Raw genomic sequence first — 24922 nt, 5'->3', positions numbered from 1 at the left:
ATTGCAAGGGGACGGAACGCCGATGACGGCGTTCCGAATTGGGATCATCACAATGGGCATTAGCCCCAGCAAAGATTCTTGCCTTCTTCGACGGTGAGCTGTTTCAGCCCCTTGACCGGCTTGTCGGTGACAAGGCCAACGCCGGTATCGTAGAAGTCTTTGCCTTCTGTTGCCGCTGGCATTTCACCGGTTTTAACGGCTTTGACAATGGCTTCCACGCCTTTGCCTGCCATATCAAGCGGATATTGCTGCGCGGTTGCACCAATGATGCCTGCGCCAACATTGGCAACGCCCGGGCAGCCGCCGTCGACCGATACGATGATCGCGTCATTCTGCTTGCCAAAGGCTTTCAGAGCTTCATAGGCGCCTGCTGCGGTTGGTTCGTTGATCGTGTAAACGACATTGATGTCAGGATCGATGGCGAGCAGGTTTTCCATGCCCTTGCGGCCGCCTTCTGCGTTGCCGTTGCCGATTTCCTGTCCAACGATGCGGCTATCGGTTTCGTCGCCCCATTTGCTCTTGTCGCCAATATCGATGCCGAAGCCGGTCAGGAAGCCCTGATTGCGCAGAACGCCGACAGATGGCTGGGTGACATTGATGTTGATGAGGCCGATTTTTGCCTTAGCCGGATCATCTATGGTTTTGGCTGCCCATTGCCCGATCAGTTCACCGGCAAGGAAGTTGTCGGTGGCAAAGGTCATGTCGGCAGCGTCCATCGGATCAAGTGGCGTATCAAGAGCGATGACAACAAGGCCCGCGTCCCGTGCCTTCTTGACCGAACCGGTGATCGCCTTGGAATCGGTTGCGACCAGAAGAATACCGCCAGCGCCCGCTGCGATGCAGGTTTCAATGGCCGAGACTTGTGTTTCATGGTCGCCATCATATTTGCCGGCAAAACTGCGCAGCTCGACGCCGAGTTCCTTGGCCTTGGCTTCGGCACCTTCTTTCATTTTAACAAAAAACGGATTGGTTGCATCTTTGGTGATCAGGCACACAGAGGTGTCTGCTGCCGATGCAGCTACGGACATGCCAGCGGAAACCAGCAATGCTGTTGCAAGGGTGGTAAGATATTTCATAGTGAACTCCAGGTTCCAATTGCCTCAACCTTCTGTTGTGTGATCCGTGAATGTCCGGAGCTGCACAACGAAGTCTCCTCCAAGGGCAAAAAGCCTCGATTGGCGTGAGCATGACCAACAGTGTTTATATCGAAGCTTCCCCCAAAGCGGCATGGCTGCCGCCTTCCTATCGGTAACTCTGAATTGAAAAGCTTGTCAATTAATACTTCCTAATGAATTAATAATACGATGGCATAAGGGACAAGGTTTGGTCTTGCGGAACGATTTGCAGATTTCTAGAATGCCGCAAACGCAAATGAGCTTTCGGGACAGAAGCCGGAAGCGTATCAAAATAGTAAAAAGATGAATAATAACAGCCCTCAAGCGCAGCAAAGCAGCTATCAGAAAGGCTCCAATCAGGTCGCCATCAGGAGCTATAACGAGCGGCTTGTTCTCCAGTTGATTCGCGATCACGGGGCTGTGACCAAAGCAGAGGCGACAAGAGCGACCGGGCTGTCACCCAACGCAATTTCCACCATTTTTCGTTCGCTGGAGGCAGATGGCTTCGTGCTTCGCAATGAACCGATCCGGGGTCGGATCGGTCAGCCATCCACCCCGATGAGTATCAATCCTGATGTCAGATATTACGTGTCTCTGGCCATCGGCCGCAAAAGCATGGAACTTGCGGTGATTGATTTCATGGGGCGAATAAAGGCATCCCGCCGCATCATCATCCCATATCCGACACCGCAATTGGCGCTGTCCTTTTTCAATGACAATCTGACGGGCCTTTTGCGATCTGCAAAGCAGAAGCGAAGCACCATTGCAGGCATGGGAGTGACGATGCCGTTCGAGCTTTGGAGCTGGACAAGCGAGTTTGGTGCTCCACCCGAGGAGATGGACGCCTGGCGCGAGTTTGATCTGGTCGCAGCGCTGCAAGAGCTGGTGCCGTGGGAAATCCTGTTCGAGAATGACGCAACGGCAGCCTGTCGCGCCGAGTTGGTCTTTGGCTCGCGAAGCCAGTTTCAGGACTGGATCTATTTCTTTGTCGGCACCTTCATTGGCGGTGGCATTGTTCTCAACGGCAGCGTCTTTTCCGGGCGCAAGGGCAATGCGGGCGGCTTTGGCCCCATGCGCGTGCCAGACAAGGAAGGGGACCGACTGGTTGATCACGCCTCGCTGATCGTGCTCGAACATATGCTCACGACCGAAAAACTCGATATGCCGGATATTCACGATGAGTCCATCGATTGGGAGAGACTTGAACCGGTGCTATCAAACTGGATTGTCAGGGCAGCGCGCAATCTTGCCCATGCAACAGTCTCTGCGTTGGCGGTGATCGACTTCGAAGGGGTCGTTATTGACGGGGCCTTTCCCGAAACGATCAGAACAAGGCTCGTCGAGGAATTCCGCCACCAGATGGATATCATCGATTTGCAAGGGGTGACGATGCCCGACATCGATGCAGGCCATATCGGCCGCAAGGCGCGCGTCCTCGGAGGCGCGGCAAGGCTCATCAACCAGAATCACATGATCGACCAGAATACGCTGCTAAGGTCAGTGTAAGGCATGGGTCGGTTTGTTGCCTGTTTTCAAAGAGAGCATTTAATTCGATATGCAGCTAAAAAATTGCTGTATGATTGCCTCAGAGACAAGTGAAAATGGCAGTTTATTGAATTTTGAAATCGGGAACAGAAACCAGTGGCGGATTTAGTGGAAGTGGATGAAAAGCCAAGTGTGGTTTTCAATTCGAATATATTTATAAATTTTGTTGTAAAATGTGAATTTGATGGTGTCGAAAAAGAAAATGTCATTCTTGAGAATGTAAAAAAATATTTCGCCAAAATGGATGATAGTTTGTTTGAAAAACATCTATCGCCATTTTCCTCTTTTATAGACGATATTACTTTGGCGAACCATAAGGTATCAACTTGTCCAGTCGTCTTGAAATGTGAAGACTATTCAGAAAACTACAGACACGATGTCAGAGTTTCGTTTCCTCAATCAATTTTGTACAAAGCGGAAGATAGAAACGTCCTCTTGAAAAGCCGTTGTCAGGATGGCTGGAACGGAGAGTTTCATTTCGTTGATCTTTTTGCAGTATTTGAATCTGGAAACATCTATTATATTTTGTCAATTTTCCCGAAAGAGGATGAACTTGATAAGTTGAGTGAGTATGAAATCATTCAGCTAATGAAAATACAAAGTAACACTGAAGGTCTTCGGAATAGTGAAAATGGCGTGAAATTTTCTTGTAGCGGCGGAACAGATCTAAATTTTATTGAATTTGTCAATAATAGGTTGAAGAGTTTCTGTAATCGCAGCTATCCATTGTATAATTTCCTGAAAGAAATATATGACGTTGATATAAATAATATTCGTTTTCAGAAGCATAATGTAAGAAATCTAATTCTCGGCATTGAAGACAAAAATATTTTTGATGAACTGAGAAAATATCACGATTGTCGGGAGTGCTCGAGTAAATTTGAATATTTCAAAGCAATATCAGGAATGGTACAGGGGATCATCGACTTTCAATATCAGGACGAACACGAGATTAGCGACTCGCTGGAACCTTCCTGCCCCGTTGAAAGCGAATACCAGATTATTACAAAAAACGCGTTTTTCGTTTTCTCTGCGGATTGGCGGACATTCAAAGAAACCAAATTTCAAATTGGAACCTGCCCCTATTTATTCTTGCCTGCCATGATCTGCATAAATAACGAGGATGTTGTAAACCAAACTGAAGACATAATTCAAGAAATTATTCATGGAAGCAATGTAAATAAAAGAACATCAGAGCCTTTCTTGGAGCTTAACAAGACAGTAAAAAATCGACTCAACAATCCAGTTAAACTTTCCAAAAAAATTGTTATTCCAAATATTTTAAGAAAGACAAAGGCCTTTCATTTGTTGAATGTTGATTATGTTGAGAATATTTTTCGATATAAAAATGAAATAAATTTATATAATAGCGCTCATGATGTCAGAAAAATTTCATATCGGCGTGATTACTATCAGAAATTTCTTGATGGACATAGTGAGTTAATAAAAGAAATTAATGACATAGGTCTTATATTTGATAATAATAAAATCAACAGGATTTTGCTTTTTATTGCTATTCTAAGCATTATATCTATCGTCACAGACGGATATGGTTTGGTCGGCTCAATTTTGAAAGTTCTCCAGTGAAAATCGTTGATATTCGGCATTTTGAAAAAGAATTGGCTATAAATTATATTAAAGAATGCCACGAACTGATTTCAAATAGTCAGCATTTTAATAATGATGAAATTGACAGTCTGGAATATTGGATAACGTCTTATTCTTCAGGGGATCCAACGTGGAATTTAAAGCTGTCAATAGAAGACGATGGAAATATTGTTGGTTTTATCGTGTATCAGAGCTTTTTATGTAACCAGTATATTCTTTTGACCTATGTTTTTGTAAAAAATGTATTCAGAAGAAGTGGGGTTGCTAAAAAAATTTTGAATGTAATAGTTGAAGATATAAAAGAAAAAAATGTTAATTTTGTATTTGCTGAGTCAAATAAAGAATCGAAATTTAGGGTTGCTATAGAGAAACTGGGATTTCATAAACTTGAAATTGACTATGCCCAACCTCCGCTAAAAAAAGGAGGTGACTGGGTTTATGATTTGGATCTTATGGCTATCAATGTCCGAGACGGTTCTTTGCCCAAGATTGAAGTGGTGGAGATGTTTCTGGCAGATTTTTATTCATCGCTCGGGTTCCCTGCACCCACTATGCAAAAGTGAATGGCAAGCAACGAGGCGCGCATTCAAAGACATAGGAATGTCAGAAAAAACTTGAGAGCGAAGGGTCCTCACCTGCGAAATTCCTTGGCAAATACTCCTTGCGCCGTCCTATCTGACATTTGATGGAATGGTGCACTGAGGTTAGGCTCGATCATTACCGCATTGAAGCATATATGCCCGATAACAAGTTCAGAGCAGGCCTTGAACGCCCTTGAAGAGCATGAACAGGGCGAGGGCGGTGAGGATCAGCTTGAAGATCTTGCGGAACAGTTTCTCGTCCATCACGCGCAGGATCTTGCCACCGGTAATCGTGCCAAGATAACCGGTCGCGATCATCGCCACAATCAGACCGAGCCACGTTGAGAAAGCAAAGCCGACCATGCCGAAGGCGATGATCTTGAGACCATGCTGGATGGTCATGGCGGTGGCATGAGTGCTGACGACGCCCTGACGATCATCGGCCTTTCCCGCCACGAGCGCCGCAACCAGAGGGCCGGTGGCCCCCACAAACATGCTGCCCAAGGACGAAATCGCCCCGCCAAACGCATTGGTCAAAGCACCGCCGCGAATGAATTTCGGATTGGGTGCCCAGACCAGCGCCAGAATGAACAGGGCCAGAACCACTTTCAACAGCGCGTCTGGCAAGGCGATGACAATCTGCGAGCCGATGGCGGTGCCGATCAGGGCTCCGAGTGAGAAGGCGGCAATGAACGACCATTTGACATGTTGGCGCAAATGCCAGGCCCGACCGGCGTTGGAGCCCATCTGTACCATGCCATGAAGGGGAATGAGCGTGGTGACCGGAATGGCCATGCTGAGGATGGCTAGCAGCGCGACCCCTCCGCCGATGCCAAATGCGGCGGTGAGCGCAGAGGTGAAATAGCTGGCAATGACAAGGGTCCACAAGGTGCCCTCGCCAAGGCCGGTATTGGCAAAAAACGGCAGGGTTTCGAGCAAGGTGTCATCTCTCCCGGTTGCAATGGCGCATGAAGAGGCAAGTCTGCCTTTGCAAACGTGATTTGTCCAGCCAGTCAATCGACAGGGCAGGTCAACGACACAGGAAGGCAGACGAACGGGAAAGAAAGGCAGGCCCACTGCACAGAAAAGCAGGTCCATGGCACACAAAAAGCCGGGTGTGGGAAGAAACAGGCAGTTCGATTCTAGAGGAATTTGCCCCTTTGCAAGGTGCTTGTGACCCTTTTGATATGGGCTTTCATGGCATGTCTCGCCTTGCGCTTGTCGCCAGACTTGAGGGCTGAGAGGATATCATGGTGATCCTCGATCCAGCCAAGACGCAGGGAAGGATTACGGATATGCTTTTGTAGCGCCTGCCACATCGGATCTTCCATTTCCTTCCAGATCCCCACGACCACATCATAGAGCATCGAATTGCGGGCCGCTTCGGCAATCAGGCGATGGAATTCCCTGTCTCCCTGTTCGGTCTCCGTTTCCTTTGTTTGCTCGTCATGCATGACGGTGAGGCATTTGCCGATCGCTTCGAGCTCCTCGGGCGTTGCCCGCTCTGCGGCAAGGGCGCAAAGCTCGGGTTCCACAATCAAACGGGCTTCGAGTATTTCGCTGGGGCTGCGCTCGTCGGTGCGGACTTTCTCACTCGATGGCAGAACAAACACGCCCGAGCCGACACGGATGGAAACAAGACCGGAAATCTCCATCGCCAGCAAGGCCTCGCGAACACAGGTGCGCGAAACGCCATATTCGGTTGCAAGCGACCGCTCGGTGGGGAGCTTTCCTCCTTCGGGAAATTCTCCAGCCACTATACGATCCTGAAGATCGTCAGCCACTTGCCTGTAGACACGAACCGGAGCAGCAATACGGCGATTAGTCATTGTCATAATACTTCGAGGGATCGGCGAGTGGAACTTCAATATCGAAGTCCACACGATAGGACGCAAGAGTTGCCATGTCAAATTCAACACCCAGTCCCGGAATGGTCGGCAGAGTGACCTCACCATCCTTGATTTGCATGGTTTCAAATGCGATTCCTTGATCGACAAAGCTGCCGCCGTCGATATTTTCCACCGAAAAGCAACCCGGTATCGCGGGGGCAACGATCACCGAGGCTTCCAGCGCTCCGTGCGGAGCAATGAACAGATTGGCGCAATTGCCCAAATGGGCCAACTTGAGCCATTCGCTTATACCGCCAACCTTGAGAACATTGGGCTGAAGATAGTGAACGGCGGCGGCCGAGACATAGTTCCAGAATTCGAACCGGGTCGAGACTTCTTCTCCCAGCGCAATCGGTACCGGCGAGACCGCCGCCAGCCGAGCATGGCTGCCGGCATCGTCGGAGGCCATGGGCTCTTCCATCCAGACAGGATTGAAGCGCGCATAGGCATTGATCCGCTGCAAGGCTTCACCCGGTTTGAAGCGCTGGTTCGCGTCAAGCATCATGGGCAGATCGCCGATGACGTCGCGCACCGCAGCAATCCGGGACAGGTCTTCGTCGATATTGGGCCGTCCGACCTTGATCTTGAATTTCCTGTTGCCCGCATCGAGAAATTCGCGGGTTTGTTCAACTAGAGCCTTTTCGCTCAAATGCAGATTGACCGCGCTTGCGTAGATCTCGATCTTGTCGCTCTCACCACCGATCAGATGGCGCACCGGCATGCCCGCAAGCTTGCCACGCAAGTCCCAAAGGCAAAGATCAAAGGCGGCAACGGCCAGCGAGGCGATACCGCTCGGACCAGGCTGATGGCTGCGCCGCCACAGATTATTCCACAGAATTTCATGTTCATAAACGCTGCGCCCGATAAGCATCGGAGCCAAATAGCTTTTTGCCAAAGCGGTGACTGCGAGACCGGCATTTCCCATGGTGGAGGTCCAGCCGACACCCTTAACACCATTTTCCAGCTCGATTTCTACCAGAATATGTTCGTGGTGCGTGATGGCGTGAGCCGCAGAAACCCAAGGTTTTTTGAGCGGTACCCGATATGCGGAAACGTCTATATTCGCAATCCGGGTCCTTTTGGATAAATGGGACACTTGCTCCTCCTTGATGAAAAAATTGGTCAACCGGTCCAACCAATTTGTTGACACCAGCTTGTTTATTTGTCAAGTCTATAGTGTGCCGTCCGGTGGGGCGGTGGTTATCTAGGAGGAGTACAAACATGTCCAAGAGCGCAAAGTTGGCTTTGACGCGCCGCCAGTTGCTCAAAACCAGTCTTACCGGTGCTGCCATTTTGGGAGCCCCTGCAATTGTATCCGCAAAGTCCGCCGTAACGCTGCGCGCAGCGCACATTGAATCTCCGGAAAGTGCGACCCACAAAGGCTATCTTGAATTTGCGAAACTGACCAAAGAGGCCACGGGAGGCGCGGTTGACGTCAAGGTCTTCCCTGCCGGTCAGTTGGGAAATCTGCGCGATCTGTATGAAGGCCTCAAACTTGGCTCGGTCGATATCACCTCTTCAGGTCCCGACTACAGCGCCAACCTTGCGCCCATCATGGTGACCGCGGCCCTTTACTATTCCTACCGCGATGATGCCCACGTGGACAAACTGCTGGAAGGCGAATTTTCCGAACATCTGTCCGAAGCGATGTTCAAACAGGCTGGCATGCGCATTCTTGCCTGGGGTGAATTGGGATGGCGCTCTGTCTTCAACACCGTGCGCCCGATCACCGGCATTGAAGATTTCAAAGGCCTGAAATTGCGCGTTCCGGAAGCCAAGCTGCATATCGAGCCGATGAAAGCCCTTGGTGCTTCCCCGACACCGATCCCGTATTCCGAGGTTTACACCGCCATGCAGACCGGCGTCGTGGACGGGGCCGAAGGCACTCCGGCAGCGGTAACGCAACAGAAATTCAATGAAGTTTCAAAATTCTACTCATTGACCCGCCACCAATATAATCCCATTCATATGGTGATTGGCAAATTTGCATATGGGAAGCTCTCCGCAGACCAGCAGAAAGCCGTTGAATTGGCAGCCCGCGAAGCATTCCGAAAACAAAGAAGCGTTGCCCGTGCTGACAATGCCGCCTCACTCAAGGCGCTTGAAACGGCTGGCCTCAAAGTGAATGAGCTCAATACCGACCCTCTTCGGGAAGCCGTGCTGCCGGTTTGGGATCTGCTCACCAAGGATCTGGGACCAGACGGCAAAGATCTTGTGAAAATGCTGATTGCCTGATGTTGACCAGCAGGTCGGCAAGCCCATCGGCCGCCGGCCTGTTCATAGGAGTATGAAACATGCGCTTCCTTGAGCGATTCCTCAGCTGGATCATCACCGCCCTGTTTGTCTTTTTTGTTTCCATTACATTCATGCAGGTCGTGTTGAGATATGCCTTTTCCAATTCCCTTGGCTGGATTGATGAGATTTCGCGATACAGCTTCATCTGGATGGTTTTTCTGGCCGCGGCAGTGTGTGCAAGGCAGGGGACCCATATGGCCATCACCATTCTGGAAGAAATCCTGGGTGCCAGAGCCGAGCGCGTGTTGCTCACAATCGCCGATCTGGGGCTGATCGTCTTTGCCAGCGTCATCGGCATCGGTGGCTGGCAACTGATGCAGTTGAACTGGACCTCGACGTCGCCGGCAACAGGGTTGCCCATCGCCTGGGTTCAACTTGCCTTGCCCCTGTTCGGATTTTTTACCGTGATTTTCGCCTTTGAACATCTTGTCGGGGTCTTGCGTGCTCCTGCCGGGCAGGCCGGACAAGACAATGTCGCTGCCTTGGGCGAAGGAGAGTAACATGCTTCCCTATTTGCTGATTTCCTTCGTTGTTCTTCTTATTCTGCGCGTGCCGGTTTCCGCCGCCATGGGCCTGTCCGGTGCATTCGCGCTGTTGACTTCGGACATGCAAATCCCCTTCGCCGTGGTCCCGCAACGGGTCTTCGTATTGCTCGACAGTACGTCCCTGCTGGCCATTCCCTTCTTCATTCTGGCCGGTGCCATCATGGAGCAAGGCGGCATGGCCCGGCGCATGATTTCCTTCGCCGAGGCCATGGTGGGCCATTGGAGAGGCGGCCTGGCGCAAGTGGCCGTGCTGGCCAGTACCATTTTTTCGGCTCTTACAGGTTCGAGCGCGGCAAGCGCCACAGCCACCGGCTCGGTTCTCATCCCGGCGATGAAACGGTCCGGCTACTCGGCTGGCTATTCCGCTGCGCTTCAGGCCTCAAGTGCCGCCATCGGCCCGATCATTCCCCCCTCGATCATCATGGTCGTTTATGGCTCACTTGCCGGGGTCTCTGTTGGCAACCTGTTTCTGTCCGGCGTTGTTCCCGGCCTCTTCATTGCGATCGGTCTTTTCATCGTCAATGCCATCATGGCCCGGCGTCATGGCTGGGGCGGTGGCGAGAAAACGCTTTTCAAGGATCGCGTGACAGCGGCCAAACATGCCGCCGCCGCCTTGCTCGCCCCGATCATCATCGTCGGCGGGATTCTGGGTGGCATTTTCACGCCGACAGAGGCGGGGGCGGTTGCGGTTGTCTATGCCTGTATCGTCAGCCTTGTGCTTTATCGCGAGATCGGCATCAAGAAGCTGGGGCAGGTCGCCCTCGATGCTGCGCTGACCACGGGCATTCTGGGTCTGATCATCGCTTCCGCCGGGATTTTCGGCTGGGTGCTGGCGCTTGAGCAAGTGCCACAGATGGTCGTTGACTGGGTGCAGAGCGTGACTTCCAGCCCCAATATCGCCATTCTGCTCGTGGTGCTGTTCATTCTCGCCGTCGGCTGTGTGGTCGATGTGACTGCGGCAGTGATCATTCTGGTCCCGGTCTTTGCCCCGCTTGGCGCCAGCTATGGTTTTGACGCTGTGCATTTCGGCGTCATCATGTGCCTTTCGCTGGTCTATGGCAACGTCACGCCACCGGTCGGGCTCCTTCTCTTTATCACAGCCTCCATAGCGAAATGCCCGGTGAGCGAAGTGATGAGACATCAGTTGCCATTCTATCTGGTGCTCACCCTCGCTCTGGCCGCGACGGTTGCCTTTCCCGGGCTGGTGATGATCCTGACAAAACTGTAGCTCTCTCAGTTCCCCTCACTGAGCAGCTTAGGCCCAGACGCGGACTAAAAACCCCGCCTCTGGGCCTTTTTACCGGCGAGGAGAAGAAGGCGAAATGGCAGGGATTTGATGAAACGTCTGGCTCTGGTCGGGTGGGCCCGTCTTCCGCCTTAGGGGGCGGGCGATGGATGGAACCGCGAAAAGTCCCCGTCATCGACGCCTGAAGGCGACGCAAAGATTGTTGGCGGGCATATCGGTGACACTCTCCAGGGCAAAACCGAAATCGGCAGCAAGGCTTGCCACATCCTCAAGCTTGCGAATACCCCATTCCGGGTTGCGGGCGCGCAGTGAAGCATCAAACGCTGCGTTGCTGTCGACAAGGACCCTGCCATCTTGCCGATAGGGGCCATAAAGCACCACAGGTGCCCCGGAGGTCAGCAGTCTGCTTGCCCCCCTGAACAGGCCCTCGGTCGCAGCCCATGGGCTGATATGGATCATGTTGATGGCAATCATCGCGTCGGCCCGGTCTATCGGCCAGATATCGCTTGTCGTGTCGATATCAAGCGGTGGCATGATCGTGGCAGAGGCTGTCTCATCGAGCCATGCCGAAACCGAGGCCCGCGCTTCGGGCGAAGGATCGGAGGGCTGCCATGTGAGGTTGGGAAAGAGCGGGGCGAAGTGAATGACATGCTCGCCCGAGCCGCTGGCGATTTCGAGAACCGTTCCTTTCTCAGGCAGGATATCGCGTAGCCGATTGGCGATTGGTGCGCGATTGCGGAGGGCGGAGGGGCTGGAAAATTTCGAGTGTATTTGCGACATGTCCTGATCCTGACAAGGGGTGGCCTTGCCCGTATTTGATAGGTCTCTGAGGCATGCTTAGCAGAGAAAGAGCACCAAGGAAACGCAAAGCAGAATCAAGAGGTCTGGTTTGCCCGGGATGCGCCGACCAGAGAAAAGATTGCAAACAGGTCGGCAGGCGGCGTGGCGAGAATGACGGGCCCCGAAAAATGGCACAAGAGAACCCAGATGCAAGGAAGGCTTATGAGGCCTTCTTGAAATTCAGTCTTTCTTTTCGTTTGGGTCTGAACAGCCATTCCTCGATCTCGTGTCGTGGCACGGGTCTGGATATGAAATAGCCCTGGATTTCGTCACAATCGAGACGCCGCAATTTGTCCATCTGGGTTTCGGTTTCCACACCCTCGGCGATCACGCGAATGCCCATGCGTTGCGCCACTGTGATCATGGCCGAGACAAGGGTTTCGTCGGTGTTCGATGCGGTGATTTCATTGATGAAGCAGCGGTCGATTTTGAGTGCATCAGGATGGAAGCGTCGCAGATAACTCAGGGAAGACTGCCCGGTGCCGAAATCATCAAGAGCAATCGAAATGCCCATCTGCTGAAGACGCATGAGCGCCGTGCTGGCATAAGTGACATTGTTCAGAATGGCAGTCTCGGTAATCTCCAGCTGCAATTTTTGCGGCGGCAGGTTCGATTCCATCAAGATCGCATAAAGGCGCTCCATGGCGTCCCGGTTGTTCAATTGGACGGCGGACAGGTTGATGGAAATGCGCGGCAGATCAATCCCGGTTTCATACCATGAAATGGCCTGTTCGAGCGCCGCTTTGGTGATCCACTCGCCCAGACCGATGATCAGGCCGGTTTGCTCGGCAACGGAAATCACGATATTGATCGGAATGGACCTGAGGCTTTCACTGTTGCACCTGAGCAGGGTTTCCACACCATCAAGATGACCCGAACGCGCATTGATGATCGGCTGGTAATAGAGCTCGAACTCATTCTGCTTGATCGCGTCGCGGATACCTGCCTCGACAGTCAACTGTCGACGGGAATTCTCGTTCATGTCCTGGGTGAAAAACTGATAATTGTTGAGACCCTCATCCGTGCGAGCATGTTGGGCGGCAATCGCAGCGCGTTTGATAAGCAGCTCGGAGCTTTCACCATCATCGGGATAAAGGGCGATGCCGATGTCGGCACTCGGGTAGAAATGGCCCTGACTGAGGCTGATCGGAACTTCAAGGCTCTCGAACAGGTTCTTCACGATCCATGTGATCGGGCTGGTGTCCTGCAAGTCCGGAATTTCGACAATGAACTTGTCCTCGGAAACCTGAATGGGTGAGGGCAGGCACTCCGCACTGCCAATGAGCGAGAGGATTTCAAACTGGTTGAGCGCCAGTGCCAGACGGGTCTGGATTGTCTCGGTCACCTCTGTGCCTGAATCATTGTCGATGAGATCTGCATACTGATCGATCAGTTCGATCGAGATGGCCAGCACGGCAATTTTCCGATTGCCTTTCTGTGCATAGCTGATCGCATGGTCCAGCCGCGAGGAGAAAATGTCTTTCGCAGTGATATTGTCCTGTTCCGTCGCGATGTCTTTGCTTGTCTGCTGTTGCGGCACGATCTGACTGATGTGAGGAGAGGTGGTGTGGATGATCTCGTCTGTCTGCACAGATGGCAGACGCCTGTCATGAGGCTGGTCGTTCTCCTGCGCTTCAAGCGACAGACTTTCGATGGAAAGCTCTTCGTCCTTGTTCCAGACCACAACCTTGTTGCGCCCTGTTTCCTTGGCTTCATACAGGGCCTCGTCGGCCTCATCAACCAGAGCCTTGACGCGGCACTGCCGACCTTCCAGAAAAGACACCCCGATACTGGTCGTGACCGTCTTGTCACATCCCAGCCAGCCGCTTGAGCGCCGGATTACATTCTGCCGAATGGTCTCGGCCCAGCCGAGGCTTTCCGACGGGCTACAGTCAAACAGAATGATGCAGAATTCTTCCCCACCATAGCGACCGACCAGATCGCTGCGGCCCGTGCTTTCGCGCAACAGGGTACCAAGGCCCGAAATCACCTCGTCGCCTATGCCGTGGCCATATTGGTCGTTGATTTTCTTGAAATGATCGAGGTCGATCATGATACAGGTTAGGCTGATCTGTTTTTCAATTGCCTCATCAAGATAGCTTTCGAACCGCTTGAAGAAGGCACGACGGTTGAAACAGCCGGAAAGCGGGTCATGATCAGCCAGAAACTGCAATTCCCTGTTATGGCTGGAAATGGCCTCTTCCGACAGCTGCAACTTGCGAACAACCTGCACCAGGTCGTCGTTTTTCTGCTGAAGTGCCGTGACGTCATCAAAGGTCACGATGACCCCGGAAGCCTTGCCCTTGCCATTGAGGATGCATGTGGCGTTGACCATGAAGCTTCTCAGCCCGCCGGAACAGTCCTTGAGCGCGATTTTGGCATCGGTGACTTGCTTGCTGTCTCTGATGGCGATCTTCCAGGGTTCCGACAGGGAAGAGCTTTCGCCCCATGGGCGCCAATTCAGGTCATTCACATGCATACCCAGCAGGTCATCGGCGCTTTTGCCGACCGTTTTGGCAAAATTCTCGTTCGAGAGCAGGATAACCTGGCGCTCGTCAAGAATGAGCACCCCTTCAGCCAGGGTATTGAAAGCCGTCTTGACCCGCTCGGGCACCACGCCGGAAGGGTCGAATTCACGCAAGGTCCGGTGCAGGATGAAGCGAAAACTCGGGATGCTGGCAAGGACCATGAAGCCGGCAAATACAATGAAAGACAGAGGCAGGCCCAGAACCGGAGCGCTGCTCGAAAGCGGCTTGAAAGCGATTTCCACTTTGCCCCAGTTCTTTTCGCTCGATTTCAGCGGGACCTGCACATATTCGATTGTCGACTGCTCGTCATGTGGCGGTTTCCAGAATTTTGCATGATCCCCCGCCTGCATGATGATCGTTCCGTTCGCATCCCGAACGGCAATGGAGTTGACATCGCGGTTTCGCTCGACCACCGATAACATGGTCGCCTGCAACAGATCCGTATAGTCAAGGCTCACCGAATTGGCCAACTGGATGGCCAGCGCTTCTGCTGTCACCACGCGGGACTGCATTTCGAAGCGCGTCTCGTCAGGAATGATGTGCAATACGTCAGCAATGAGCAGCAAGCTGGCCGTTATGCCTGCAAGCCCCAGGCTAATTCTGGATAGGGGGGTCAGGGATCTACTCATTGTCTGCTTGCCTTGCTTGCTTGTCGGTGTGGGAGGCTTCGTCGAAAATGCGTTCCACTTGTGACGGATCCGCCTCCTGATCATCATCGTCACCTTCCCGGACGTCCTTGTTGGACATGACCACAAGCGGGTCGAAGCCCTGCCAGACCGGAACGCTGGTAAGGAAGGCCGTCGTCAGAACGCTGCTGCGGATCACCCAACTGACAAAGCCCGCACTCAATGCGGTGCCGAAGCTCAAGACGACGCTGTCGACATCGACATATTCAAGAGCTTCCTTTTTGTGAATGGACGCGAATGTCTGGTCAATTTCCCTGATGATGGCCTTTTCGCCAAAATCAATGAGCCCGAAGGAATATTGGGTGGTCTCGATCGAGGTAGGATGAAGAGAAAACGGCTCGATATTCTGGTTCGCTGTCGCTCTGTCACTGGAAATGGAAATATTATTATCCAGGAAAGTCTCTTTGTCCGGTCGATCACCTGCGGAATGATCTGATGCATCGGATTGAAACTGGAACCATCCGTTGGCGCTGCTTCCTTTTGCTGCGAGGCCATTCGGGGTGGCCCCTGAAGTACCCTGGGTGTCACTCGTGGTGAGGGATTCGCCTGTTCCGCTTGCCGAGAGCCCAGCCTGTGCATCGTCCGAGCCGGTTTCTTCCTGCTCCGAATTATCCTCGTCCCCATCACTCTCATAGGCGTCCTGCTGATCGGCATCCTCGCCCGAAAGATCCTCTATGATGACATGCCCCGTCTGGCTCTTGGCTTCTGCCACCTTGTCGGTCTTGGTCGAAGTGAGGCTTTCCTGAGTACCATGAGCGTCGTTATAGGACACTTCGACCGTTATGGCCGCGCCGACGTCATCGCTTGTAAGGGTGTAGCTTGATCCTGTCGCGCCACTAATTGCCGACCCATCCCGGTACCATTGATAGGCGAAGCTTCCCAACCCGTCGATGTCAGCGATCGAGGACGCATCGGCGGATAGCCGTTCTCCCTCAGTCGCCGTGCCGGAGATGGTCACCGACCCGGTCGGTGCGTCATTGACATTGGCAATGGCAGCGGTTGCATCGGAGGTGAGACTCTCTGGTGTGCCATACCCATCGGTATAGGATACACTAGCCGTTATTGTTGCCCCGACGTCATTATCTCCGAGCCTGTAAGTTGCGTTCGTCGCGCCGGAAATTGCCACGCCATCGCGATACCACTGATAGGAGAAGACCCCAAGACCATCCGGATCGGCAATGGTCGAGGTATCAGCATAAAGAAGTTGATCCTCAACGGGAGACCCCCAGATGATGACCGCTCCAGAGGGCTCTTCATTGACATTGGTCACAGCAGCCGTTGCGTCGGATGTGAGACTTTCCGCCGTGCCATTGGCGTCGGTGTAGGAGACACCAACCGTGATGGCTGCGCCAACGTCATCATTGCTGAGGGTATAGGTCGAGTTCGTTGCCCCACTGATCGCTACACCATCGCGGTACCACTGATAGGAAAAGGCCCCGAGACCATCGGCGTCGGCAATGGTCGAAGTGTCGGCAGACAGAACCTCTTCTTCGGTTGCTGTGCCGGAAATCGTCACCGACCCGGTGGGATCATCATTGACGTTGGTCACAGCAGCGGTCGCGTCGGAGGTGAGACTTTCCGCCGTACCATTGGCATCGGTATAGGACACACCAACCGTGATGGCTGCGCCAACATCATCGTTGGTGAGGGTATAGGTGGACCCGGTTGCCCCACTGATCGCCACGCCATCGCGGTACCACTGATAGGAAAAGGCCCCAAGCCCATCGGCGTCGGCAATGGTCGAAGTGTCGGCAGACAGCGTCTGATCCTCGGTTGCCGTGCCGGAAATCGTCACCGACCCGGTGGGATCATCATTGACGTTGGTCACAGCAGCGGTCGCGTCGGATGTGAGACTTTCCGCCGTGCCATTGGCATCGGTATAGGACACGCCAACCGTGATGGCTGCGCCAACATCATCATTGGTCAACGTATATGTCGACCCGGTTGCCCCAGATATCGCCACGCCATCGCGGTACCACTGATAGGAAAAGGCTCCAAGCCCATCGGCGTCGGCTATGGTCGATGTATCGGCAGTCAGAACCTCTTCTTCAGTTGCCGTGCCGGAAATCGTCACCGACCCGGTGGGATCATCATTGACGTTGGTCACCACAGCGGTTGCGTCGGAGGTGAGACTTTCCGCCGTGCCATTGGCATCGGTATAGGACACGCCAACCGTGATGGCTGCGCCAACATCATCGTTGGTGAGGGTATAGGTGGACCCGGTTGCCCCACTGATCGCCACGCCATCGCGGTACCACTGATAGGAAAAGGCCCCAAGCCCATCGGCGTCGGCAATGGTCGAAGTGTCGGCAGACAGCGTCTGATCCTCGGTTGCCGTGCCGGAAATCGTCACCGACCCTGTGGGATCGTCATTGACGTTGGTCACCGCAGCGGTCGCGTCGGAGGTGAGACTTTCCGCCGTGCCATTGGCATCGGTATAGGACACGCCAACCGTGATGGCTGCGCCAACATCATCATTGGTCAACGTATATGTCGACCCGGTTGCCCCAGATATCGCCACGCCATCGCGGTACCACTGATAGGAAAAGGCTCCAAGCCCATCGGCGTCGGCTATGGTCGATGTATCGGCAGTCAGAACCTCTGATCTTCAGTTGCCGTGCCGGAAATCGTCACCGACCCGGTGGGATCATCATTGACGTTGGTCACCACAGCGGTTGCGTCGGAGGTGAGACTTTCCGCCGTGCCATTGGCATCGGTATAGGACACGCCAACCGTGATGGCTGCGCCAACATCATCATTGGTCAACGTATATGTCGACCCGGTTGCCCCAGATATCGCCACGCCATCGCGGTACCACTGATAGGAAAAGGCCCCAAGCCCATCGGCGTCGGCTATGGTCGAAGTGTCGGCAGACAGCGTCTGATCCTCGGTTGCCGTGCCGGAAATCGTCACCGACCCTGTGGGATCGTCATTGACGTTGGTCACCGCAGCGGTCGCGTCGGAGGTGAGACTTTCCGCCGTACCATTGGCATCGGTATAGGACACACCAACCGTGATGGCTGCGCCAACATCATCATTGGTGAGGGTATAGGTCGAGTTCGTTGCACCAGATATCGCCACGCCATCGCGGTACCACTGATAGGAAAAGGCTCCAAGCCCATCGGCGTCGGCTATGGTCGATGTATCGGCAGTCAGAACCTCTTCTTCAGTTGCCGTGCCGGAAATCGTCACCGACCCGGTGGGATCATCATTGACGTTGGTCACCACAGCGGTTGCGTCGGAGGTGAGACTTTCCGCCGTGCCATTGGCATCGGTATAGGACACGCCAACCGTGATGGCTGCGCCAACATCATCATTGGTCAACGTATATGTCGACCCGGTTGCCCCAGATATCGCCACGCCATCGCGGTACCACTGATAGGAAAAGGCTCCAAGCCCATCGGCGTCGGCTATGGTCGAAGTGTCGGCAGACAGCGTCTGATCCTCGGTTGCCGTGCCTGAGATGGTCACCGACCCTGTGGGATCATCATTGACGTTGGTCACCGCAGCGGTTGCGTCGGATGTGAGACTTTCCGCGGTGCCATTGGCATCGGTATAGGAGACACCAACCGTGATGGCTGCGCCAACGTCATCATTGGTGAGGGTATAGGTCGAGTTCGTTGCCCCAGATATCGCCACGCCATCGCGGTACCACTGATAGGAAAAGGCCCCAAGCCCATCGGCGTCGGCTATGGTCGAAGTGTCGGCAGACAGCGTCTGATCCTCGGTTGCCGTGCCGGAGATCGTCACCGACCCGGTGGGATCATCATTGACGTTGGTCACCGCAGCGGTTGCGCCGGAGGTGAGGCTTTCCGCCGTGCCATTGGCATCGGTGTAGGAGACACCAACCGTGATGGCTGCGCCAACATCATCGTTGGTGAGGGTATAGGTGGACCCGGTTGCCCCAGATATCGCCACGCCATCGCGGTACCACTGATAGGAAAAGGCCCCAAGCCCATCGGCGTCGGCTATGGTCGATGTATCGGCAGACAGCGTCTGATCCTCGGTTGCCGTGCCTGAGATGGTCACCGACCCTGTGGGATCATCATTGACGTTTGTCACCGCAGCGGTTGCGTCGGATGTGAGACTTTCAGCGGTGCCATTGGCGTCGGTATAGGACACACCAACCGTGATGGCTGCGCCAACATCATCGTTGGTGAGGGTATAGGTGGACCCGGTTGCCGCAGATATCGCCACGCCATCGCGGTACCACTGATAGGAAAAGGCCCCAAGCCCATCGGCGTCGGCAATGGTCGAAGTGTCGGCAGACAGCGTCTGATCCTCGGTTGCCGTGCCGGAGATGGTCACCGACCCGGTGGGATCATCATTGACGTTGGTCACCGCAGCGGTTGCGTCGGATGTGAGACTTTCCGCCGTACCATTGGCATCGGTATAGGAGACACCAACCGTGATGGCTGCGCCAACATCATCATTGCTGAGGGTATAGGTGGAGTTCGTTGCACCAGATATCGCCACACCATCGCGGTACCACTGATAGGAAAAGGCTCCAAGCCCATCGGCGTCGGCTATGGTCGATGTATCGGCAGAAAGCGTCTGATCCTCGGTTGCCGTGCCGGAAATCGTCACCGACCCGGTGGGATCATCATTGACGTTGGTCACCACAGCGGTTGCGTCGGAGGTGAGACTTTCCGCCGTGCCATTGGCATCGGTATAGGACACGCCAACCGTGATGGCTGCGCCAACATCATCATTGGTGAGGGTATAGGTGGACCCGGTTGCCCCGCTGATCGCTACGCCATCGCGGTACCACTGATAGGAAAAAGCCCCAAGCCCATCGGCGTCGGCTATGGTCGATGTATCGGCAGACAGCGTCTGATCCTCGGTTGCCGTGCCGGAGATGGTCACCGACCCGGTGGGATCATCATTGACGTTGGTCACAGCAGCCGTTGCGTCGGATGTGAGACTTTCCGCCGTACCATTGGCATCGGTATAGGACACACCAACCGTGATGGCCGCGCCAACATCATCATTGGTGAGGGTATAGGTCGAGTTCGTTGCCCCACTGATCGCCACCCCATCGCGGTACCACTGATAGGAAAAGGCCCCAAGCCCATCGGCGTCGGCTATGGTCGATGTGTCGGCAGACAGCGTCTGATCCTCGGTTGCCGTGCCGGAAATCGTCACCGACCCGGTGGGATCATCATTGACTTCGTAGATGGTTATCGTGAGGCTATTGGAGTCACTGGGGGTTTGCAGGGCCAACGCAGCTATCTCATCGGCACTGAGCGCGGAGGAATAAACCCGGATGTCATCGACCTGGCCATCCAGATTGACGGTGGTCTTGGTGCCGTGAATGCCGATAAACGAGCTGGTCACCCCACTATAGGAGATGGAGACCGTCTCGCTGAGCGACGCAACAGCGACACCATCGATGTAAAGCGTTTGCGTGTTGGAATCGGCATCGAAGGTAAATGCGATATAATGCCAGCCAGTCCCCTCGATCGTAGTATCGGATTCAACATGGTGCCACTCTGTGCCATCGTAGAAACTGGCGACAACACCGCCCTTTATCGTGTCAAGGCGAAGCAGGACATTGCCTAGGGAAATCAGTTCACTACCCGAATTCCCCGACGTTTCCAGATTGACCCAGCCGGCGAGTGTCAGGCTCTCAGGGCTACCATATGTGCCGGAAATGGAACCGTAGTCGCCGGCGTCAAGGTCAAGCACACTGCCTTGATCATCGTCTGTGCTGCTTGCTCCGCCATATATCGTGATATCGTTGCCATTCCCGCTTGAATCCGCGCCAAGATCACTTGAATCGTCGAAGGTATAGCGAGCCACAAGACTGGCGTCATTTGTAGCCTGAAGCCATAAGGTGTCCTGAACCGAGATATTCAGGCTCGCACTGCCGACATAATCAAGGCTTGGTACGTAAGTGAGACCTTCAAGCGCGGCGTTGACATCTTCGACACTGCCGACAATCGTCAGGGATGCGCTGCCGTTGCTGCCTTCAGAAATTGTCAGGCCGGTCGTTTGAGACAGGGTCAGGGTCCCATTTTCGACGCTGAGGGTGACAGTCACACTCGAACCGGATTCCGCATCAACCGTTATTGCGTTGCTATTGCCTGAGCTGAAAGTGACGGTGTTGTCTTCCGCCAGTGTAAAGGAAGATGGGAGCGAGACAGTTGGCGCCTGGGTTTCATTGGTTACCGTTATCGTAAGGGTCTGGCTATCGGTGCCGCCTTCGCTATCGGAGACCTGCACAATGACCTCATAGACATTGTCGCCGTCGCTATCGGTTGGGTTTTCATAATCAGGAGAGCTGACAAAGGTCAGTGCGCCGGTTTCGCTGTCAATGGTGAACAGGTCCGCGTCCGCGCCGCCTGTGATGGAATAGGCAAGTGTTTCGTCTGTTTCCTCGTTGGTCGCGGTAACGGTTGTGACCCCTGTTTCCCCTTCTGCAAGGGAGAGAGTGGCGCTGTCGCCACCATCATCGGAGGTGATGACCGGATTTGACGTTGCGACTTCAAATGCGCCAATGTCTGCACTCGCGCCGCGCGTCACCCCGCGCTGGTCGGTGCTTGGTGCGCTGATGCCACTGGCATCATAGGCAATGGAGCTTTCCGTGATGGCATAGGTGAGGGTGTCCCCGCCATTATCCGAGAGGGTACCAAGGCCGGGGTCTGTGCCGGTTATGTCGGTCGCTTCGGTACCGCTCGTTCCGGTCGTATCCTCGATGATGTTATAGCCAAGGGACGTAATCGCTCCGTTGATGTCATTCGTGCCGTTGGACGCGCTGTTGTCCGCGACAATCGTGGCTCCCAATGTGAGAGTGCCTTCATTATGTATGCCGCCGCCACCTGTCGTGGAAGCGGTATTGTTGGCAATGGTCGAATAGGTGATGGTCACTGTCGAACCGCTATAGAGTCCACCACCAAAGTAATAGGCCGTATTGCCGCCAATGGTGCTATTCGTGATGGTCGCCGTACCGCTTGATACATAGATGCCGCCACCGCTGACACTTGACTCGTTGTTCACCACAGCAACGCTATCAAGCGTCATGGAAGCATTCAGGCTTTGAATGCCACCGCCGAGACCGCCGGTTATCGAGTTGTTGCGTACATAGCCACCGGTCATGGACAGGGTGCCTGTATTGCTGATACCGGCACCGCCGCCTGACGTCGTGATGGTATTGCCATTGACATCCACAGATGTCAGCGTGGCCGACGCTCCGGACTTGATCTTCAGACCGGCACCGAGCCCGTTGGACAATTCGCCACCGGTCAGGGTCACATCACTCAATTCAAGTGAGCCGCTACTGACTTCCAAGACACGGTCGATGCCGTTGGCATCAATGATGGTGGAGCCCATTCCCTCGCCCAGAATGGTAACGTCGTCCACAACGTCGAGATCGCCAGTTGCGCAGAGATCTTCGCTTTCACCTTCGATGCTTAATGTATAAGTGCCGCTTGAAAGGATGATCGTATCTGACCCCGTTGTATTATTGGCGGCGATAAGCGCTTCTCGCAGGGAGATCGCTCCATCATCGCCCATGTCGCTCAAAAGCGCGGAAATCGAGGATGTATCCCCATCCACAGTATCATCTGTCGTGGTGACGGTGATCGAACCTTCGAAGCTGTCGTCTGTCACGGTGACCGCCAGTGCCTGACTGTCTGTGCCGCCATTGCCATCGGAAACGGTCACGGTCACTTCATAGACATTATCCGTACCGCTATCTGTTGGACTTTCATAATCGGGCGCAGTGACAAAGCTGAGTTCACCCGTCTCGCTGTCGATCGTGAACAAGCTTGCATCCGCACCGCCGCTGATGGAATAGGTGAGGGTATCGTCATCATCGCTTGCCTCGATGGTCATGACACTTGTCGTGTTTTCCTCGAGGCTGATGCTGGCAGATTTAGAGCCGCTGTTCGATGTTATGGCTGGCCGATTGTTGAACTGTGTTGCAGCGCTGGTGACCGAAATGGTCTGGTCGGCAAATTGCAGATAGTCGACACCCGTGAGATAATCGGTGCCATCGTCCCCGGTGTTGTCCGTGACGATGATATATCCGGTTTCACTGTCATAATTGATTGTATAGTCGGAATAGTCATTGGTGAAGACAACGGTATCGTCGCCTTCTCCGCCAAGGATCAGATCATCGCCGCCACCCGATGTCAGCGTGTCATCACCATCAAAGCCATACAGAACGCTGTCATTGCTACTGTCTGCGGACAGACTGTCGGCTCCGTCCGTTCCAATGTCTATGCTGAAGCTTTCGACATAGCTGTTGCTGTTTGCATCCGTTGCCTGAACGGCAATGTCAAAGGACTGAGTGGTCGATATGTCGAAATCGGAACCGCTCCAGGAGACTTCGCCAGTATCGGAATCAATGGAAAAATTCCCGGAAGCATCATTTGTCAGCGCGTAGGATATTGTGTCATCCGCATCCGCATCCGTGGCATCGACATTGAAGGAAAGGCCTTCATAATCATAGGCAATCCAGCTTGCCGACGTATCATAGACCGTCAGGTCATATCCATTGACTGTGGAATCCGAGACCGTTTCGCCCGAGCCTTCGGTGAATTCATACAGTGCCAGAAGATTGCTTTCATCTCCATCAAGGTCTGCGCCCAGATAGTTTGAAATGTCAGTGGCACTCAAGGCCGTGTCCCAGATCCGGATTTCGCTGACCTGCGTTTCAAGTCCGGAGAAGAAATAAAGGTCCGCAGTGCTGTCACTCATGGCGGAGGATTCGGTGCCGTTGGCGACAAGAGTGCCATCAATATAGATAGAGACATCCGCCCCATCCACGACCAGCGCAATGGAGTGTTCTCCTGTCGTCAAATCTCCCACATCGGCCTTGATGGCCGTTGAAGAGTCGTTATTCTGGATGTAGGTCAGTTGATTGTCATAGATGTAGAGGTAGAAACCGGCATTTTCGGAGGTCGAATATTGTTCAACGATATTGCCTGCCCAGCCTGACGAGGAAAGCGTTTCAAGATTGATGGTTGTTTCAATGGTGAAGCTTCCCTGACCATCCACATCAAGCTCTTCGCTGATCAGAGCAGTGTTGTCTCCCGATGTGTCAAGGGCATATTGGGTTTGAACATTCCCACTTTCTGCGGTCAGGTCGGATGGGGAGCTGTCCAGCAGATAATCCCAGTCGCTGGCCGTATCACTATCCAGAATTTCATCCGTTTCGATGGATCCGCTCTCGACCTCCAGATCCCAATCGCCCCCCAGTTCGCTGGCCCCGGTCAGATCGTCCGAGGCTGCGATGTCGGCTCCGGTCAGCGCAGACAATTGCGCAACGGCCTGCTGTCCCACCTCTCCTTGCGCGAAGTTGCAGCCATAGACGAGAATGTCGGCATCATCCGTCAGCGCATCGCCGATGGCGGCAAGCTCGTCGGCATACTCGCCAGACATGCTGTCGATATCAAGGACCGCCGTGCCCAGATACAGTGTTCCCGCCTCGCTGTGACTGATGATATGGATCGAGTCTATATCGCTTCGGGAAGAGAGAATATCGGCAATCAAGTCGACGCCGTCGGTCTCGCTGTCAATGATGACAAGCTCGCAGGACGAGTCGATATCGGCAATCAGATCCTCGATATTGTCGACGCTGGAATCAATGAATACGATGCTGGTGGCTGTGTCGCTCTGCTCGACAAAGTCGGCCAGCGCGACATCCATGAGCTGATCCACCGCGCTTTCCTCGGAAGCTTCGGCGTTTTCGCCCGCATCAGCCGCGCTGCCAGCGTCATCCTGCTCTGCGTGGCTGGCATCAGAATGCTCCGCTGTATCGGCTCCCGCGTCCGTGCCGGAATCATCCGGAGATAGGCCATCAATACCAAGCGCATCGACGGTCACGCCAAGGGCTGCATCGAATACGATCCGGGACTCAAGTTCACGGTAAACAAAAGAGGTAACCCCTTCATCCCATGATGAGGGTTCTTTGCATTTCTTCGAACTGGTACCAAGACGCGAAAAACTGACCATACGCTCACTCGTGCCCACAACATTACAAAAAGGCAGCGATAGGGATTTCCTATAGTGAATCCATATATTTGAATATAAGGGTTA

At 53.8% G+C, this 24922-nt stretch carries 14 protein-coding genes; 6 read left to right on the top strand and 8 right to left on the bottom strand.

The genetic code is table 11. The annotated features are described in order from the left end of the window. Positions 1–59 precede the first annotated feature (59 nt). Positions 60–1076 (bottom strand): substrate-binding domain-containing protein, encoded by a 1017-nt coding sequence (locus ACHZB8_RS12965; protein WP_316860924.1) that lies wholly within the window; start codon positions 1074–1076, stop codon positions 60–62. A gap of 342 nt (positions 1077–1418) precedes the next feature. On the opposite strand from ACHZB8_RS12965, the gene ACHZB8_RS12960 reads away from it, so the two are divergent. From ACHZB8_RS12960 to ACHZB8_RS12950, 3 genes are all read left to right on the top strand, one after another. Beyond that, the gene (locus ACHZB8_RS12960) at positions 1419–2621 is read left to right on the top strand and encodes an ROK family transcriptional regulator (protein ID WP_316860922.1); all 1203 of its coding nucleotides are present in this window, start codon (positions 1419–1421) and stop codon (positions 2619–2621) included. A 135-nt stretch (positions 2622–2756) separates the two neighbouring features. Continuing rightward, positions 2757–4247 carry a hypothetical protein gene (locus ACHZB8_RS12955; RefSeq protein WP_316860921.1) on the top strand — a complete coding sequence of 497 codons (1491 nt, stop codon included), beginning with the start codon at positions 2757–2759 and terminating at the stop codon, positions 4245–4247. Beyond that, positions 4244–4831 carry a GNAT family N-acetyltransferase gene (locus ACHZB8_RS12950; protein ID WP_316860919.1) on the top strand — a complete coding sequence of 196 codons (588 nt, stop codon included), beginning with the start codon at positions 4244–4246 and terminating at the stop codon, positions 4829–4831. The genes ACHZB8_RS12955 and ACHZB8_RS12950 overlap by 4 nt, the downstream gene beginning before the upstream one ends. 189 nt (positions 4832–5020) lie before the next feature. Here ACHZB8_RS12950 and ACHZB8_RS12945 read toward each other — a convergent pair whose 3' ends face one another. The 3 genes from ACHZB8_RS12945 to ACHZB8_RS12935 all read right to left on the bottom strand — a co-directional run bounded on the left by ACHZB8_RS12945 (position 5021) and on the right by ACHZB8_RS12935 (position 7834). After that, positions 5021–5788, bottom strand: a complete 768-nt coding sequence (locus ACHZB8_RS12945) for a sulfite exporter TauE/SafE family protein (RefSeq protein ID WP_316860918.1) — start codon at positions 5786–5788, stop codon at positions 5021–5023. A gap of 203 nt (positions 5789–5991) precedes the next feature. Then, the gene (locus ACHZB8_RS12940) at positions 5992–6678 is read right to left on the bottom strand and encodes a FadR/GntR family transcriptional regulator (RefSeq protein ID WP_316860916.1); all 687 of its coding nucleotides are present in this window, start codon (positions 6676–6678) and stop codon (positions 5992–5994) included. Then, positions 6671–7834 (bottom strand): mandelate racemase/muconate lactonizing enzyme family protein, encoded by a 1164-nt coding sequence (locus ACHZB8_RS12935; protein WP_316860915.1) that lies wholly within the window; start codon positions 7832–7834, stop codon positions 6671–6673. Before ACHZB8_RS12935 ends, ACHZB8_RS12940 begins: the two co-directional genes overlap by 8 nt. A gap of 125 nt (positions 7835–7959) precedes the next feature. Between ACHZB8_RS12935 and ACHZB8_RS12930 the strand changes: the two genes are divergently transcribed. From ACHZB8_RS12930 to ACHZB8_RS12920, 3 genes are read left to right on the top strand one after another with little or no spacing between them, the layout of a single operon-like run. Further along, entirely contained in the window at positions 7960–8973 is a 1014-nt protein-coding gene (locus tag ACHZB8_RS12930) for a TRAP transporter substrate-binding protein (RefSeq protein WP_316860913.1), read from the top strand. Positions 8974–9032: 59 nt separating this feature from the next. Then, a complete protein-coding gene (locus ACHZB8_RS12925) occupies positions 9033–9533 on the top strand; it encodes a TRAP transporter small permease (RefSeq protein WP_316860911.1) in 501 nt (166 codons plus the stop codon). 1 nt (position 9534) lies between these two features. Then, a complete protein-coding gene (locus ACHZB8_RS12920) occupies positions 9535–10806 on the top strand; it encodes a TRAP transporter large permease (RefSeq protein WP_316860909.1) in 1272 nt (423 codons plus the stop codon). 189 nt (positions 10807–10995) lie between these two features. Here ACHZB8_RS12920 and ACHZB8_RS12915 read toward each other — a convergent pair whose 3' ends face one another. The 4 genes from ACHZB8_RS12915 to ACHZB8_RS12900 all read right to left on the bottom strand — a co-directional run bounded on the left by ACHZB8_RS12915 (position 10996) and on the right by ACHZB8_RS12900 (position 24838). Next, entirely contained in the window at positions 10996–11604 is a 609-nt protein-coding gene (locus ACHZB8_RS12915) for a DUF938 domain-containing protein (RefSeq protein ID WP_316860908.1), read from the bottom strand. A 220-nt stretch (positions 11605–11824) separates the two neighbouring features. Beyond that, the gene (locus ACHZB8_RS12910; RefSeq protein ID WP_316860907.1) at positions 11825–14821 is read right to left on the bottom strand and encodes an EAL domain-containing protein; all 2997 of its coding nucleotides are present in this window, start codon (positions 14819–14821) and stop codon (positions 11825–11827) included. Beyond that, entirely contained in the window at positions 14814–17363 is a 2550-nt protein-coding gene (locus ACHZB8_RS12905) for a hypothetical protein (protein ID WP_316860906.1), read from the bottom strand. Before ACHZB8_RS12905 ends, ACHZB8_RS12910 begins: the two co-directional genes overlap by 8 nt. Positions 17364–17470: 107 nt before the next feature. Further along, positions 17471–24838, bottom strand: a complete 7368-nt coding sequence (locus ACHZB8_RS12900) for a DUF4347 domain-containing protein (RefSeq protein ID WP_316860904.1) — start codon at positions 24836–24838, stop codon at positions 17471–17473. Positions 24839–24922 lie beyond the last annotated feature (84 nt).

The organism is uncultured Cohaesibacter sp., assembly GCF_963556055.3.
GTDB lineage: Bacteria > Pseudomonadota > Alphaproteobacteria > Rhizobiales > Cohaesibacteraceae > Cohaesibacter.
This window is presented reverse-complemented; position numbering and strand designations above follow the sequence as displayed.

Excerpts from the sequence above, each read along its gene's own strand:
- ACHZB8_RS12965 (WP_316860924.1), bottom strand. The coding sequence starts at position 1,076 with ATGAAATATCTTACCACCCTTGCAACAGCATTGCTGGTTTCCGCTGGC.
- ACHZB8_RS12960 (WP_316860922.1), top strand. The coding sequence starts at position 1,419 with ATGAATAATAACAGCCCTCAAGCGCAGCAAAGCAGCTATCAGAAAGGC.
- ACHZB8_RS12940 (WP_316860916.1), bottom strand. The coding sequence starts at position 6,678 with ATGACTAATCGCCGTATTGCTGCTCCGGTTCGTGTCTACAGGCAAGTG.
- ACHZB8_RS12930 (WP_316860913.1), top strand. The coding sequence starts at position 7,960 with ATGTCCAAGAGCGCAAAGTTGGCTTTGACGCGCCGCCAGTTGCTCAAA.
- ACHZB8_RS12925 (WP_316860911.1), top strand. The coding sequence starts at position 9,033 with ATGCGCTTCCTTGAGCGATTCCTCAGCTGGATCATCACCGCCCTGTTT.
- ACHZB8_RS12920 (WP_316860909.1), top strand. The coding sequence starts at position 9,535 with ATGCTTCCCTATTTGCTGATTTCCTTCGTTGTTCTTCTTATTCTGCGC.
- ACHZB8_RS12915 (WP_316860908.1), bottom strand. The coding sequence starts at position 11,604 with ATGTCGCAAATACACTCGAAATTTTCCAGCCCCTCCGCCCTCCGCAAT.
- ACHZB8_RS12910 (WP_316860907.1), bottom strand. The coding sequence starts at position 14,821 with ATGAGTAGATCCCTGACCCCCCTATCCAGAATTAGCCTGGGGCTTGCA.
- ACHZB8_RS12900 (WP_316860904.1), bottom strand. The coding sequence starts at position 24,838 with ATGGTCAGTTTTTCGCGTCTTGGTACCAGTTCGAAGAAATGCAAAGAA.